The following is a 13,980-nucleotide window of genomic DNA, read 5'->3' on the forward strand; positions in this document are numbered from 1 at the left end:
ACCGGCCGCCGGGGCGTCAGGGATGCCGGTGTCATCCGCTCTGTCGGATCCAGCGGAAGGTCGCGCGGCTGAGGATGAAGCCTGCGAGGAGCCAGACCGCCAGCATGATCGCGACGAGACCGAGGGCCCACTCGCCGCCCGGTTCTGCGGCCTTGAACGAGTCGGGCAGGATCGCCGCTCGCATCCCCTGGGCGATCCACTTGAGCGGGAAGATGCCGGCGACGTTCTGCAACCACTCGGGCAGCGCCGAGAAGGCGATGTAGACGCCGGAGACGAACTGCAGCAGCAGGACCACGGGGATCACCACCGCCGAGGCGGTCTTGCCCGAACGGGGGAGCGCTGAGAGGGCGATGCCGAGCAGGGTGCACGAGAGCAGGCCGAGCACGAACACCCAGGCGAAGAGGCCCCACGATTCGGCATCCGAGGGCAGCTGCACTTTGTACAGCACGACCGCGACGGTGAGGAGCAGCGCCATCTGCAGGATCGCTGTGACGAAGACCTCGCCGATCTTGCCGATGAAGTAGGTGGCGGGCGCGATCGGGGTGCTGCCGAGACGTTTCAGTGTGCCGTCGCTCTTCTCCACGGCGATCTCGATCGACAGGCCCTGCACCCCCGAGAGGAAGATGCCACCCGCGATGAGCCCGGGGAGGTAGTAGGTCGCCATGCTGACCTTGTCGGCGCCCTCGCCGACGTCGCCGGTGAAGATGGTCGCGAAGATCAGGTACATCACGGTGGGGAACAGGAACGTGAAGAAGACCTGATCGCCCGCACGGAAGTACTGTCGCAGCTCGAAGCCGATGCGACGCACGCCGAGCCGGACGGTGCGGGGGAGGCCGAAGCGCGTCGGTGCGGTCGTGGTGCTCATGCCGGCTCCTTCAGGTCGGTGCGGCTGGCGTCTGTCGTGGGGTCGGTGGCGGATGCGGCGTCGTGCTCCCGGATCAGGTCGAGGTAGATGTCCTCGAGGGTCGGGCGCACGACCTCCAGGGCGTTAGGTTCGCCGACCGTCCTCTGCAGCTCCGAGACGAACGCTCCGGGGGTCGACGTTCGTTGCTCATGACGTGCGCCCTTCGCATCCCGCCAGCGCACGACCGGCGTGCGTGCGTCCGCGCCGCCGATCTCGTCGATCGGCCCGATCGCGGCGATCCGCCCGGCGGCGATGACCGCGGCGCGGTCGCCGAGCTGAGCAGCCTCATCGAGGTAGTGCGTGGTCAGCAGGATGCTGGTGCCCTCCGCTTTGAGTGAGCGGATGAGCTCCCAGAACTGACGTCGGGCTTCGGGGTCGAACCCGGTGGTCGGTTCGTCGAGGAACAGCATCTCCGGTCGACCGATGATCCCCAGCGCGACGTCGAGGCGACGCTGCTGGCCACCGGACAGCTTTCCCGCGCGGGAGCGCTGCTTCTGCTCGAGGCCCACCGCTGCGATCACCTCATCGATGTCGCGAGGTCGCGGGTAGTACCCGGCGAATTCGGTGAGCAGCTCACGCACCGTGAAGTTGCCCGCTTCTCCGGTCGACTGCAGCACGATGCCCAGGCGTGCCTTCCAGTCGAGGCCGCCGCGCTGCGGGTCGACCCCGAGCACACGCACCTCTCCGGACGTACGGTGTCGATATCCCTCGAGGATCTCGATGGTCGTCGACTTTCCCGCACCGTTCGGCCCGAGCAGAGCGAACGTCTCGCCCCGGCGGATGTCGAAGGTGATGCCGTCCACGGCGGGGGACCCGCCGTAGTCCTTGCGGAGGTCCCGTACCTCGATCACGCTGTCTGTCATGTTCCCAGGGTGCCCGTAGTCGAGCTCGCGCGGTAGCCGTGAAACGACGGACTCGGGCATCCACCGATCGGTGGATGCCCGAGTGGAGAGAACAGGGGCGTGGGCGGAATCCGCCCACGCCCCTGTTCGTCAGGTGGCGGAGGTCAGCGCGAGGCCTTCTCGTCGGTCTCGACGACCTCGATCGTGATCTTGCCGTCGATGGTCTCGGCGTCGTCGTCGAGGATCTCGTCGTCGAGGGCTTCGTCGCCGCGGAACTCCTCGACGGGCTCTGCGGTCTCATCCTGGTCGTCTTCGACGATCTCGGCATCGAATGCGGCGTCGTCGAGTGCGTCAGCGTCGGAGTCCGCCACCGTGGCGGCGGTGTCACCCGTCTGCTGATCGCTGAAGATGCCGTCCGGGCGGATCAGCTCACGCACCTCGGCCATGAAGCTGGCGAGCTGCTGCTGCTGCCAGCGCAGCTGCCGTGCCTGGTCCTCGGCGTCCCGCAGCACCGCAGAAGTGTGACCCGTCACCGAGTCGACGATCTTCTGCGACTTCACACGTGCACGGTCGAGCGTGTCGCGGGCACGCACCTGAGCATCCGCTTCGATGGTCTGCGCCTGCGAGCGCATCAGCCGCTCGTAGTCGTCGGCCTTCGCGGAGATGCGCTGTGCGTGGTCGAGCGATGCGGCGACCTGCTCGTTGGCATCGGTGGTGATGCGCTCGGCGTGGGCGACGGCCTGGTTGTGCAGCACGAGGAACTCCTGCTGGGCGTCGTCCTGGCGTCGGGTGAGCGTCTCCTCGAACTCGAGGACGCGGGCATTCATCTCGCGCACCTCGCGCTCAGCCTCGGCGCGCAACTGAGTCGTCTCGCGAGTGACGAGGGAGCGGAGCGCCGCGGCGCCCTTCTCGGCCTCTGTGCGGATCGCGGTGGCCTCCTGCGTTGCCTGGTGCACCCGCTCGGCGGCGTGCGCGGCCTCGCGCTCGAGCGTCGCCTGGTGCGCGGTGTACTCGGTGTCGATCTTCAGCCGCACCTGGTCGGCATCGTGCTGAGCGTGAGCGATGATGCGGGTGACATCGGCATCCGCCTCGGCACGCTGCGTGGTGACCTCTTCGCGAGCTGCGGCCATCAGGCGGTCGGCCTGCACCGCCGCGTTCTGGATGAGCACGTTCGCCTGCTCTTCCGCGACGCGGAGGATCGCCTCGAACTGCTCGCGCGACGGTGCTTCCTGGCCGTCGGCACGCGGGGTGTCGACGAGCTCGTTGGTCAGGGTGGCGACCTGCTGCTCGGTTTCCGCGGCCTTCGCCTTGGTGGCGAGAAGCTCGGCCTCGAGTTCTTCGCGGGCGATGCGCTCTTCTTCGCGGAGCGCCTCGACGGCGTCTTCGTGGCGAGCCTCGGTGGCGGCGAGGTCGGCCTTCGCCTGCTGCAGCTGGTTGCGCAGCGCGCTCAGAGCCGAGTCGACCTCGGCCTTGTCGTAGCCGCGGAAGGAGGCGGCGAAGCCGGACTGCTCGCGCGGCGTCTCTTCGATCAGCTTGTCGAAGAAGTCGGGAGTCCGGTCGTTCTCGGGCGATTCACTCATTGGTCGGCCTTTCCGGCGCAGGTCACAGAGGGACTGAGGGCTGTGATGAGAAATGATGCCGTCGCAAGGCCGGCTGTAGTGGAGCCGGTGCGTCATCAGCAATACCACAGCCTAGTTGCGGCGGCTGTGAGATGCACCCGGTGTTCCGGTACGCGACGCGCTGCCGCTCTAGTCGGGTGTCCATGTTCCGGTCGCGGCGTCACGCCGGTGGTGGGTAGGCCGTCCGGGGGAGACCGCGATACCCCTGTCGCGCGCGGCCGTGGAGACGCCGGAGCGCAGGTCCGCCCAGAACTCCGAGGTGTTCGGCACACCCAGGTGTTCGCGGATCCTCTCGACCTCCAGCCGGGTTCCGTCCTCGTCGTCGACGAGTCGGACAAGCGCGTCGTCAGGCTCGACGAAACGGATGCCGTAGCCGCCGCCATCGAACCGGGCGAACTTGCGTGGCTGCTGCAGCACGACGCCGTCGACGATCTCGCGCGCTGTGCCCTCGGACGTGTGCAGCACCAGCGTCGTTCCCAGTTCGTCGAGGATCCCGGCGAGGCGGTCGGTCGCGTAGCGTCGCCCTGCTCTTCCTCCGGCTGCGTCCGTCGAGCGGCGAACCCAGCGCGGGAGGAATATCGCCAGCACGATGATCGCGCCGATCGCGGCGACGTAGATGAGCGGATTATCCACGGATACAACCTACGGGAGGCGTGAAGGCTGACTCTCTTGGAGTAATTTAGCTACAGTGCTAGATTCGCAACATGACGTTCATCTCTCATGTGCGGGCGCAGCTGCGTCGGCGACTGCTGATCAGCTACCGGGTCGACCCTGAGGTCGCCGCCTCGCTGCTGCCCGCAGGGTTCCGCCCGCGAATCGTCGACGGCTCCGCAGTCGCCGGCGTGTGCGTGCTGGGTCTGGAATCGATCCGGCCGAGCTGGTCGAACCCTCCATGGGGTCTCCGCTCCGAGAACGCCGCTCATCGGATCGCCGTCGAGTGGGACGGCCCCGACGGCGTCGAGCAGGGCGTCTTCATCTTCGAACGCCACAGTTCGGCATGGCATCCGGTGCTGTTCGGTGGGCGCCTGTTTCCCGGTGTGCATCGCAGGGCGCGGTTCCGGATCGAAGAGTCGGGTGATCGTTACGCGCTGACGATGGAGGCGGCCGGCGACAGCCTTGCCGCGGATGTCGAAGTGGGCGGGGAGTGGTCGAGCGCGCTGTTCGCGTCGATCGACGAAGCCTCCGACTTCTACCGCTCCGGCCGCGTCGGGTGGTCACTGACCCGAGACCGGCGCGCCGTCGAACCGGTCGCCCTCGCGGCCGACTCGTGGAAGGTCGAAGGGGCTCGACTGCACCACCTTCGGTCGTCGTTCTTCGAGGCCCTTCCGGCGGGGGCTGCGGTCTTCGACAGCGTCGTGGTGATGCGCGATCTCCCGCTGACCCTCTCAGACATCGGAGGTCGGCGGGAGAAAAACACGTTCGTGTCGGCCTAGCAGTTCGAGCGTCTCCTCGTCAATGGTCGGGCACCGATCAGCGTCAGGACGCGTCTCGCCCATACGCTGGCAACACGACGAGCCGCATTCTGCTGCTCGACCGTCGGTCGAACCAGACGGTGCCCTCGAGTCTCTCGGTCTTGAGCGCCCACATGGGGGTGGGTGCGCATGCGGACCTTCTCATCGGCTGATCCGGTCCCCCCGTTCGGGCGCGGGGGACCGGACCCGACTCCTCGGAGTCGATCCGCTACTTCAGGCGGAGCATCCTCTGCACGGCCTTCACCCCGGCGTTCGCGCTGCGGGCGCGCATCGCGGACTCGAGCTCTTCGAGGGGCTCTCTCGTGTTCACTCGCGGCTCGCCGAGGTACAGGTCGCGGAACACGAGGTACCAGAAGTCGCTCAACATCAGTCGATAGAGATCGTTAAGCGCACGGTCGGTCAGGAATTCGAAGAGCTCGACATGGGCCTCGATCCATCCCTCGCCGGATTCGACCGACTCGATGGCGTCGCCGATCAGCTCGCACGCGATGGCGAGGTCCGTCTCGGACAGCGCGAGTGCCGCCTCGCGGATGATTTCGCCGCCCTGAGACGCGGCGAACTCGCGGGTTATGCGCGAGCGTTCGTCTGTGATGTCGGTGACCATCGAATAGCGATTCGCATGGACTTCCATCAGCCCCGCGCGCGCGAGCCGCTGCACGGCCTCTCGGACCGGAGTGCGGGTGACGCCGAGGTCGTCGGCGATCGCCTTGTCGCTCAGCTTCGCGCCGGGCGCATAGGTGCCGTCCGCGATCGACGTCGCGAGTCGACGGAAGAGCTCTTCGGCTCCCAGGTTCCGCTGGGCCCCGGGCACAACGGGCAGATCAGGTCCCATATCGATATACTACTTCGCATACGTCGGATGGATTCTCCGCAGCGAGAGATGAGATGCGTGTCTACTGTGCGGCAGCCGCATTTGCGGGGCGCATCGTCTGGGCCCGTCAGCCTCGTGTCGAGGAGGACTCGCGGCTGACGCGCCGGTTGTGGGCGATCAGCACGACTAGCGCCGCGACGGGACCGGCCAGAACCACCATGATCGCCCAGTGCCACCCCGAGGTGCTCACGAGCGCCGCACCGAGCACGATGAGCCCCGCGCCGACGGCTCGCAGCGCGATCGACCGATCCGGGGTCTTCTGGGGCTTGCGGCCGACGGCAACTCGCGTCGTCGCGTTCGCTCGCAGAGTCATGCCGAGGGCGGTGTGGAAGAGCACGATCCCGACGACGGCGGCAGCGATTCCGAAGACGAACATGTCATCGACCGTATCAAGGGCCTGGGCGGCGGGCTGGCCCGTGCCTTGCGCGTGCGCACTTCGACGCATCGAGTCGTGGGGGCTCCGCGCGGCTTGTGCGTGCCGGCCGCGAGAGCGAGCCGTGTCGCAGGGACGCCCGGGAAAGCGGAAACCCCCGCCATGTAGAAGCTAGGCGAGGGTTCCTAAGGTGACTGTAATGATCACCCTGTGGCTCCGACGGGCGTCGATCCCGTGACCTCACGATTTTCAGTCGTGCGCTCTACCAACTGAGCTACAGAGCCATGCGACTGGCAAGACCTGCCGCATCTAGACGAAAGGCCCTTCTCGAAGAGAAAGGCCCGTCGCTTAGAGCGACCCTGACGGGACTTGAACCCGCGACCTCCGCCGTGACAGGGCGGCACGCTAACCAACTGCGCTACAGGGCCATACTTGTTTTCAATTGTACCGGAAGGAGTGACCCCAACGGGATTCGAACCCGTGCTACCGCCGTGAAAGGGCGGCGTCCTAGGCCGCTAAACGATGGGGCCGAAGTCTGTCCCGGAGGACTTCCTTGCCGACGCTCAAGCATAAGGGAAGATCTGAGCAAAACGCGAATCGAGGGCGAGCCTGCTGTACCCCGGGCGTGTTCAGGAGGACGATGGGGTGGTATCACTGTGTCGTCTCGCGCTGTCCGCTGCCTGGTGCGGATGTGAAAGAAGTTGTTAGTGTGGCATTTGTGAATCCGGCGGAAGGGGCCGCGTGAACGACAAGGACTCGATGTCGGCTGCTGCTGCGGCCGCATCCGACGACTGCGGCTGCGCGCCGACGCCCGCGGAGAGCCGCGCGTTCTGGAAGGACCGTTCGGTCACCCGTCGTGGCGCCCTCACTCTCGGCGCGCTCAGCGTCGTCGCCCTCAGCGCCTTCGGCGTCTCCAATGGCGTGAACGCCGCCTATGCGGCGACGTATCCCAGCTGGGACGACGTGCAGAACGCCATGAACAACGAGTCCTCCAAGGCCGCGGAGGTCAGCCGCATCGAGGGGCTCATCCAGTCGCTCAAGCAGCGGGTGGCTGATGCGCAGGCCAAGGCCGTCCTCGCCGGCGAGGAGTACAACGCCGCTCAGCTGGCGTACTTCGACGCCATCGCCGTCGCCGACGAGCTCCAGTCGAAGGCCGACGAGCAGGCCCTCGTCGCCGACGATGCGACGAAGAAGGCGGCCCAGCTCGCATCGCAGCTGTATCGCAACGGCGGCGATGACACCGCCCTCGAGCTCTTCTTCGCCGGCTCCGCCGACAACGCCGACCAGCTGCTGTCTCGTCTCGGGACGATGGACAAGGTCTACCAGTACAACCAGACGGTGCATGACAACGCTGTCGCCGCGCGCAACTCGGCCCAGGCGCTCACGGATCAGGCGGTCGTCGCCCGCACCGAGCGCGACCGCCTGCAGCAGATCGCCGAGCAGAAGATGATCGAGGCCCAGGCCGCAGCCGATGCGGCCCAGGCCGCACTCGACGAGCAGTCGGCCAACCTCGCGACGATGCAGGCACAGCTCGCAGCCCTGAAGGACGCCACGGCGACGACTGTGGCGGGCTACCAGGAGGGCGTGCGCGTCGCGGAGGAGGAGCGCAAGCGCCGCGAAGCGGCCGAGGCTGCTGCTGCCGCCGCAGGCAATGGCGGCGGCGGTGGAGGCGGCGGCGGTGGAGGTGTCGGCGGATCACCCGGATCGGGTGGCTGGGTGCGTCCGCACGGCGGCTACCGGAGCGCCGGATTCGGCTCTCGACCCAAGCCCTGCGCGGCCTGCTCGGGCTACCACTACGGCGTCGACCTCGCGAACGGCTGCGGTGCGGCGATCTACGCGGCGCAGTCGGGCACCGTCGACTACGCCGGCCCCCGGGGCAACTACGGCAACTACATCCGCATCCAGCACGGCGGCGGAGTCGCTTCCGGCTATGCGCACATCAGGGACGGCGGCTTCGCGGTCCGAAGCGGCTCATGGGTCAACTCCGGTCAGGTCATCGCGTACGCGGGCAACACCGGAGCATCCGTCGGCTGCCACCTGCACTTCGAGGTGTACATCAACGGCGCGTACACCAACCCGATCACCTTCCTCGCAGATCGCGGTGTCTCGGTCTGAGATCCACGGCGACAACGAAGAAGACCCCCGGCCGCTGTGCGAATCCGGGGGTCTTCTTCGTTGCGGCGCGGGGTCAGTGACCCTGCTCGCCGAAGCGGACGATCGCCTCGTCGAGGATGCGCTGCGCCTCTGCGGCGTCGCCCCACGCGTCGACCTTGACCCACTTGTTGGGCTCGAGGTCCTTGTAGTGCTCGAAGAAGTGCTCGATCTCCTTCTTGGTGAACTCGGCGACATCGCCGATGTCCTGGATGTGCGCCCAACGGGGGTCCTTCGACAGCACGGCGACGAGCTTGTCGTCTCCGCCGGCCTCGTCGCTCATCTTGAGCACGGCGACCGGGCGCACCTCGACGACGACGCCGGGGTAGATGGCGTGGTCGAGAAGCACGAGCACGTCGAGCGGGTCGCCGTCCTCGCCGAGGGTGTTGTCGAAGTAGCCGTAGTCGGCGGGGTACCCGAAGGTCGTGTAGAGCACGCGGTCGAGGTGCACTCGTCCGGTCTCGTGGTCGACCTCGTACTTCACGCGGCTGCCGCGCGGGATCTCGATGACGGCGTCGTGTGCGCCCATGCGTGTGCTCCTCAGGAAAAGTTCGGTTGGATGCCGCCGACCAGCCTACCTTTCAGTGATCTGAGCCGTCGCGCGCATCATTTCTGCCATGCCCTCGCCGGCCTCGGGCGGTGGCGCGGTTCAGCAGACGTTCGAGAGGGCTGGACAGGATGACAAGCAGCAGGGCCGCATAGCCGATCGGGTGCACCCACGCCGCAATCGGGAGAGCGATCAGGAACAGTACGATCGCCGCGACGTCTCCGAGGACACCACGCCGCAGCACATCGGAGGGGAGATCGGTGAGAGCAGGATGCCGTCGGAGGTAGACCTTTGCGGCGAGTGTCGTCACCTGGGTGAGGATCAACGTCCCGATGTAGACCGCCGTCTGCAGCGGATCCTCATCCATCTGGCCGAGCATGGCGGTGGGCACAGGGAGCCAGACGATCGTGACCATCCAGGCGATGTTGATCCACAACAGCCCACCCGTCATGCCCTTCACCCCGGCGTACAGCCGATGATGCTCGAGCCAGAAAGTCGCGATCAGGACGAAGCTCAGGGCGAAGCTCAGGAGCTGTCCGTGGTGCTCCTCGAGGAACTCAGCCGTGCTCAGGTCGGCGGCGCCTGCGTCCGACACCGATTCGAGCAACGGCAGGATGAGAAGAGTCATCGCGATCGCGACGACCGCGTCGACGAAGGTCGTGAACCGTTCGGTGCTGTACTGCTGCCCGCCCAATCGATCTGCCACGGCGCCAGGTTAGGGCCATCACCCGTTCACGCGCGACCCTTGCGCGACGATCCGCCCTCGTGATCTACCGTTGGTCTGTGCCGTCGCTCTCACCCGTCATCGCCGAGATCCGCCTCGCCGTGCGCACCGCGCTCGCCGATCTGCCCGAGGGATCGACGGTCGTCGTCGCTCTCTCCGGGGGAGCGGACTCGCTCGCGCTCGCCGCGGCGACCGCGTTCGAAGCCCCCAAGCTCGGAGTGCGGGTGGGCACGCTCACGGTCGACCACGGCCTCCAGAGCGGATCGGATGCTGTCGCCGCCCGCGCTGCGCGAACGGCCACGACGCTCGGACTCGACGCTCTCGTCGTCAGGGTCGAAGTGGGCGACGAAGGCGGCCCGGAGGCCGCGGCCCGCGAAGCGCGGTACCGGGTCCTGAAGGATGCCGCAGCAGACGCCGGCGCCTCAGCCGTGCTGCTCGGACACACCCTCGACGACCAGGCCGAGACGGTGCTGCTCGGCCTCGCCCGCGGATCCGGGGCGGCGAGCATGCAGGGGATGGCGCCGGTCCGCGAAGACGACGACGGGCTGCGCTGGGTGAGGCCGCTTCTTGCGGTGCGGCGGGAGACCACACGAGCGTTCTGCGTGGCATCCGACCTCGACGTGTGGGACGACCCCCACAATGCGGAGCAGCGGTTCGCACGGGTGCGGGCGCGAGACCGGGTGCTTCCCGTGCTCGAAGCGGAACTCGGCCCGGGCATCGCCGAGGCGCTGGCGCGCACGGCCGAGCAGCTGCGGGAGGACGCCGAGGCGTTCGACGAGATGATCCACGAGACGATCGAGGACATCGTCGAGCACGCCGAGGCAGGGATATCGGTGAGCGTCGCCGCGCTCGCCGCCAATCCGGCGGCTCTGCGCAACCGGATCATCCGACTCGTGGTCGACAGCGAGTTCGGCGTGAGCCTGACGCGGCTGCAGACCCTCGAGGTCGCGCGGCTCGCCACCGACTGGTCGGGTCAGGGGCCCATCGACCTGCCCGCGTGCTCGGCGGCCCGGGTGGGCGGACGCATCGTGTTCACCGCGCGCTGAGCGAGGCGACACGCGCGTCCTACTTCTTGCCTCCTACTTCTTGCCTCCGAACAGGCCTCCGAGCAGGTCGCCGATGCCGCCGCCGCCCGAGGACTTTCCGCCTCCGAGCAGGCCTCCGATGACGTCGCCGATGCCGCCGCCGCCCGAGGAGCCGCCGCCCCCGAGGAGGCCGCCGATCACGTCGCCGATACCCCCGCCGCCCGACTGAGTCTCTGCAGTGCCGGGCTTCGCGGACTTGTCTTTCGTGGCGTTGGCGATCAGCCCCATCACGATCGGAGCGAGGATCGGAAGGAGCTTGCCGAAGTCGATGCCGGCGGTCTCCTTCGACTCGGTGAGCGTCTGGGTGACCTTCTGTTCGTCGTCGCCGAGGATGTGCGAGACGATCTTGCCGCCATCGGCCTGATCGATGTCGTCGACCTTCGCGGCGCCGGTCTTGCCCTTGTGACGCGTGAGCGCGTTCTCGATCGCCGCAGAGCCCTCGCTGGTGGACGCGTTCTTCGCGAGGCCGCCGAGCAGCACGGCGCCGCCCTGCTCGACTGCCTCCTTGGCGACGTCGGGGGAGACTCCGAGCTTCGCGGCGATGTCGTCGATCGGGACCTGCGTGAGGATGTCGTCGAGTGCCATGGGTGAATCCTTCCGTCTGCGGGCGCACGCCCGTTCCAGCGCCAGAGTAGTGCCGATGCCGGACGCGCATCCAGAATTCTGGTTGCCGATCTGCGGATCCTGGGCGGGAGCATCGGTGTGCGTCGCCTAAAATCGATCCATGCGCGCCGCGGAGATCCAGGACGACCTTGCTCAGATCCTCGTCACAGAGGAGGAGATCATCGCCAAGCTCGATGAGCTCGCGACCCGGGTCGCGGCCGACTACGAGGGCAAGGAGATCATCCTCGTCGGCGTGCTCAAGGGCGCGGTCATGGTGATGGCCGACTTCGCACGTGCTCTTCCCTTCCATGCTCCGATGGACTGGATGGCGGTCTCGAGCTACGGCGCGAGCACCAAGTCGAGCGGTGTCGTGCAGATCCGCAAAGACCTCGACACCGATCTGAACGGCAAGCACGTGCTGATCGTCGAGGACATCATCGATTCGGGACTCACCCTCAGCTGGCTGCTCGAGAACTTCGAGTCGCGCGGTGCGGAGTCGATCGAAGTGCTCGCACTGCTGCGTAAGCCGGAGGCCGCGAAGGTCGTCATCGACTGCAAGTACGTCGGCTTCGACATCCCGACAGACTTCGTCGTCGGCTACGGCCTCGACTACGACGAGCGCTACCGCAACCTGCGCGATGTCGCGGTGCTCGCTCCCCACGTCTACAGCTGACGCTTCGACAGGCTCAGCGACCCAGCGGGACACCGGTCGGGGTCCTGTCGAAGGGTACGCCGTGGGTGAACGCACAGCGGCCACCTAGGGCACGCGCGATACGCTGATCCGACCATGGATGTCAAGAAGCTCACTCGGAATCCGCTGATCTACGTCGCTCTGATCGGTCTGCTGCTGTTCGGCGGCTTCCTGCTGATCTCGAACCTCGGCGCGCCCAAGCAGATCACGACCCAGGAGGGTCTGGAGCTGCTCTCGGGCAAGACGGTCACCGAGGTCGTGAACACCGACGGAGACCAGCGCGTCGACATGACCCTGTCGAAGGCGTTCGAGGGCTCCGAGAACGTGCAGTTCTACTACGTCGACGCGCGCGCCGAAGAGGTCGTCACGGCTATCAACGCCGCCGAGCCCAAGGACGGCTTCAACGACGCCGTGCCTCGCGCGACCTGGTTCGACGGCATCCTCTCCCTTCTTCTTCCCCTCGTGCTGCTCGGTCTGCTGTTCTGGTGGCTGCTCTCGTCGATGCAGGGCGGCGGCAGCAAGGTCATGCAGTTCGGCAAGTCCAAGGCGAAGCTGGTCAACAAGGAGACCCCGACGGTCACCTTCGCCGACGTCGCCGGCGCCGACGAGGCGATCGAGGAGCTCCACGAGATCAAGGAGTTCCTGCAGGATCCGGCGAAGTTCCAGGCCATCGGCGCCCGCATCCCGAAGGGCGTGCTGCTGTACGGCCCCCCGGGAACCGGAAAGACCCTGCTCGCCCGCGCCGTCGCCGGCGAGGCGGGAGCCCCGTTCTACTCGATCTCGGGCTCCGACTTCGTCGAGATGTTCGTGGGCGTCGGCGCATCGCGCGTCCGTGACCTGTTCAACCAGGCCAAGGAGAACGCGCCCGCGATCATCTTCATCGACGAGATCGACGCCGTCGGTCGTCACCGCGGCGCCGGTATGGGCGGCGGAAACGACGAGCGCGAGCAGACGCTCAACCAGATGCTCGTCGAGATGGACGGCTTCGACCCGAACGCGAACGTCATCGTGATCGCGGCGACCAACCGTCCAGACATCCTCGACCCGGCACTCCTGCGCCCCGGCCGCTTCGACCGCCAGATCGGCGTCGACGCCCCCGACCTGCGCGGTCGGCAGAAGATCCTCGAGGTGCACAGCAAGGGCAAGCCGCTGGCCAAGAGCGTCGACCTCGAGGTCGTCGCCCGCAAGACCCCCGGCTTCACCGGTGCAGATCTGGCGAACGTCCTCAACGAGGCCGCCCTGCTGACCGCTCGGTCGAACGCGCAGCTGGTCGACAACCGTGCGCTCGACGAGGCCATCGACCGTGTCATCGCCGGCCCCCAGCGTCGCACCCGGGTCATGAAGGACAAGGAGAAGCTCATCACCGCGTACCACGAGGGCGGTCACGCTCTCGCTGCGGCGGCGATGAACTACACCGACCCCGTCACGAAGATCACGATCCTGCCCCGAGGCAAGGCTCTCGGCTACACGATGGTGCTGCCGCTCGACGACAAGTACTCCGTCACCCGCAACGAGCTGCAGGATCAGCTCACCTACGCCATGGGCGGTCGTGTCGCAGAAGAGATCGTGTTCCACGATCCGACCACCGGCGCCTCCAACGACATCGAGAAGGCGACCTCGATCGCCCGCAAGATGGTGCTCGAGTACGGCATGACCACACGGGTCGGTCCGGTCAAGCTCGGCAGCGAGGGCGGCGAGCCCTTCGCCGGGCGTGACATGGGCCGTGGCCGCGAGTACTCCGAGAAGGTCGCCGAGCGGGTGGATGCAGAGGTGCGGGCGCTCATCGAGCAGGCCCACAACGAGGCGTACGAGGTCATCAGCACCAACCGTGACATCCTCGACCGCCTCGCCCTGTCGCTGCTCGAGGAGGAGACCCTCGACCACAACCAGATCGCCGAGATCTTCACCGAGGTGAAGAAGCTCCCCGAGCGCCCGCTGTGGCTGTCGAGCGAGGACCGCCCCGTGTCGGAGCGGCCCCCGATCGAGGTCCCGAAGAAGGACGTGTCGCTGGTGGCATCGGTCGAGGCACCGGCGTCTGCTCCGCGTACACAGCCCGGATCGGCGGGAGCCGGCCAGGCTCGACCTGCGACGGCCTGAC

The 13,980-nt window shown here is 67.3% G+C and carries 14 protein-coding genes and 3 tRNA genes; 5 read left to right on the forward strand and 12 right to left on the reverse strand.

All coding sequences use genetic code 11. From position 1 onward, the window contains the following. Positions 1–31: 31 nt before the first annotated feature. The 4 genes from ACIOU8_RS11225 to ACIOU8_RS11240 all read right to left on the reverse strand — a co-directional run bounded on the left by ACIOU8_RS11225 (position 32) and on the right by ACIOU8_RS11240 (position 3,998). The gene (locus ACIOU8_RS11225; protein WP_400789274.1) at positions 32–865 is read right to left on the reverse strand and encodes an ABC transporter permease; all 834 of its coding nucleotides are present in this window, start codon (positions 863–865) and stop codon (positions 32–34) included. Then, entirely contained in the window at positions 862–1,767 is a 906-nt protein-coding gene (locus ACIOU8_RS11230) for an ABC transporter ATP-binding protein (protein ID WP_400789276.1), read from the reverse strand. The genes ACIOU8_RS11225 and ACIOU8_RS11230 overlap by 4 nt, the downstream gene beginning before the upstream one ends. A 143-nt stretch (positions 1,768–1,910) precedes the next feature. Then, complete coding sequence (locus ACIOU8_RS11235) at positions 1,911–3,326, reverse strand: cell division initiation protein (RefSeq protein WP_400789278.1); 1,416 nt, start codon at positions 3,324–3,326, stop codon at positions 1,911–1,913. 168 nt (positions 3,327–3,494) lie between these two features. After that, complete coding sequence (locus ACIOU8_RS11240) at positions 3,495–3,998, reverse strand: hypothetical protein (protein WP_400789280.1); 504 nt, start codon at positions 3,996–3,998, stop codon at positions 3,495–3,497. 71 nt (positions 3,999–4,069) lie between these two features. On the opposite strand from ACIOU8_RS11240, the gene ACIOU8_RS11245 reads away from it, so the two are divergent. Then, positions 4,070–4,798, forward strand: coding sequence for a DUF2071 domain-containing protein (locus tag ACIOU8_RS11245; protein WP_400789283.1), 729 nt, complete (start codon positions 4,070–4,072; stop codon positions 4,796–4,798). 247 nt (positions 4,799–5,045) lie between these two features. Here the strand turns inward: ACIOU8_RS11245 and ACIOU8_RS11250 are convergent, their stop codons facing one another. The 5 genes from ACIOU8_RS11250 to ACIOU8_RS11270 all read right to left on the reverse strand — a co-directional run bounded on the left by ACIOU8_RS11250 (position 5,046) and on the right by ACIOU8_RS11270 (position 6,611). Then, positions 5,046–5,669, reverse strand: coding sequence for a GntR family transcriptional regulator (locus tag ACIOU8_RS11250; protein ID WP_400789286.1), 624 nt, complete (start codon positions 5,667–5,669; stop codon positions 5,046–5,048). Between the two features lie 106 nt (positions 5,670–5,775). After that, positions 5,776–6,084, reverse strand: coding sequence for a hypothetical protein (locus ACIOU8_RS11255; protein WP_400789289.1), 309 nt, complete (start codon positions 6,082–6,084; stop codon positions 5,776–5,778). Between the two features lie 208 nt (positions 6,085–6,292). Beyond that, a tRNA-Phe gene (locus tag ACIOU8_RS11260) sits at positions 6,293–6,365 on the reverse strand. Positions 6,366–6,435: 70 nt separating this feature from the next. Then, positions 6,436–6,509, reverse strand: a tRNA-Asp gene (locus ACIOU8_RS11265). A 29-nt stretch (positions 6,510–6,538) separates the two neighbouring features. Next, positions 6,539–6,611: transfer RNA gene (locus ACIOU8_RS11270), tRNA-Glu, on the reverse strand. A 211-nt stretch (positions 6,612–6,822) separates the two neighbouring features. Here ACIOU8_RS11270 and ACIOU8_RS11275 point away from each other — a divergent pair. Then, on the forward strand, positions 6,823–8,196 hold the full coding sequence (locus ACIOU8_RS11275) for a peptidoglycan DD-metalloendopeptidase family protein (protein WP_400789292.1): 1,374 nt from the start codon (positions 6,823–6,825) through the stop codon (positions 8,194–8,196). A gap of 73 nt (positions 8,197–8,269) precedes the next feature. Here ACIOU8_RS11275 and ACIOU8_RS11280 read toward each other — a convergent pair whose 3' ends face one another. Both ACIOU8_RS11280 and ACIOU8_RS11285 read right to left on the reverse strand, forming a co-directional pair. Further along, positions 8,270–8,761 carry an inorganic diphosphatase gene (locus ACIOU8_RS11280; RefSeq protein ID WP_042536967.1) on the reverse strand — a complete coding sequence of 164 codons (492 nt, stop codon included), beginning with the start codon at positions 8,759–8,761 and terminating at the stop codon, positions 8,270–8,272. 52 nt (positions 8,762–8,813) lie between these two features. Next, on the reverse strand, positions 8,814–9,485 hold the full coding sequence (locus ACIOU8_RS11285; protein ID WP_400789294.1) for a TMEM175 family protein: 672 nt from the start codon (positions 9,483–9,485) through the stop codon (positions 8,814–8,816). 77 nt (positions 9,486–9,562) lie between these two features. Here ACIOU8_RS11285 and tilS point away from each other — a divergent pair, with 77 nt between their 5' ends. After that, the gene (tilS, locus tag ACIOU8_RS11290) at positions 9,563–10,549 is read left to right on the forward strand and encodes a tRNA lysidine(34) synthetase TilS (RefSeq protein WP_400789296.1); all 987 of its coding nucleotides are present in this window, start codon (positions 9,563–9,565) and stop codon (positions 10,547–10,549) included. A gap of 33 nt (positions 10,550–10,582) precedes the next feature. Here the strand turns inward: tilS and ACIOU8_RS11295 are convergent, their stop codons facing one another. Beyond that, complete coding sequence (locus ACIOU8_RS11295; RefSeq protein ID WP_400789298.1) at positions 10,583–11,173, reverse strand: DUF937 domain-containing protein; 591 nt, start codon at positions 11,171–11,173, stop codon at positions 10,583–10,585. Between the two features lie 139 nt (positions 11,174–11,312). Here ACIOU8_RS11295 and hpt point away from each other — a divergent pair, with 139 nt between their 5' ends. Both hpt and ftsH read left to right on the forward strand, forming a co-directional pair. Next, positions 11,313–11,864: a hypoxanthine phosphoribosyltransferase gene (hpt, locus tag ACIOU8_RS11300; RefSeq protein WP_042536974.1), complete on the forward strand. Its 552-nt coding sequence runs from the start codon at positions 11,313–11,315 to the stop codon at positions 11,862–11,864. Positions 11,865–11,978: 114 nt separating this feature from the next. Beyond that, positions 11,979–13,979, forward strand: a complete 2,001-nt coding sequence (gene ftsH / locus ACIOU8_RS11305) for an ATP-dependent zinc metalloprotease FtsH (protein WP_400789302.1) — start codon at positions 11,979–11,981, stop codon at positions 13,977–13,979. The last annotated feature ends 1 nt before the right edge of the window (position 13,980 follow it).

Source organism: Microbacterium sp. NPDC087589 (assembly GCF_044743635.1).
GTDB lineage: Bacteria > Actinomycetota > Actinomycetes > Actinomycetales > Microbacteriaceae > Microbacterium.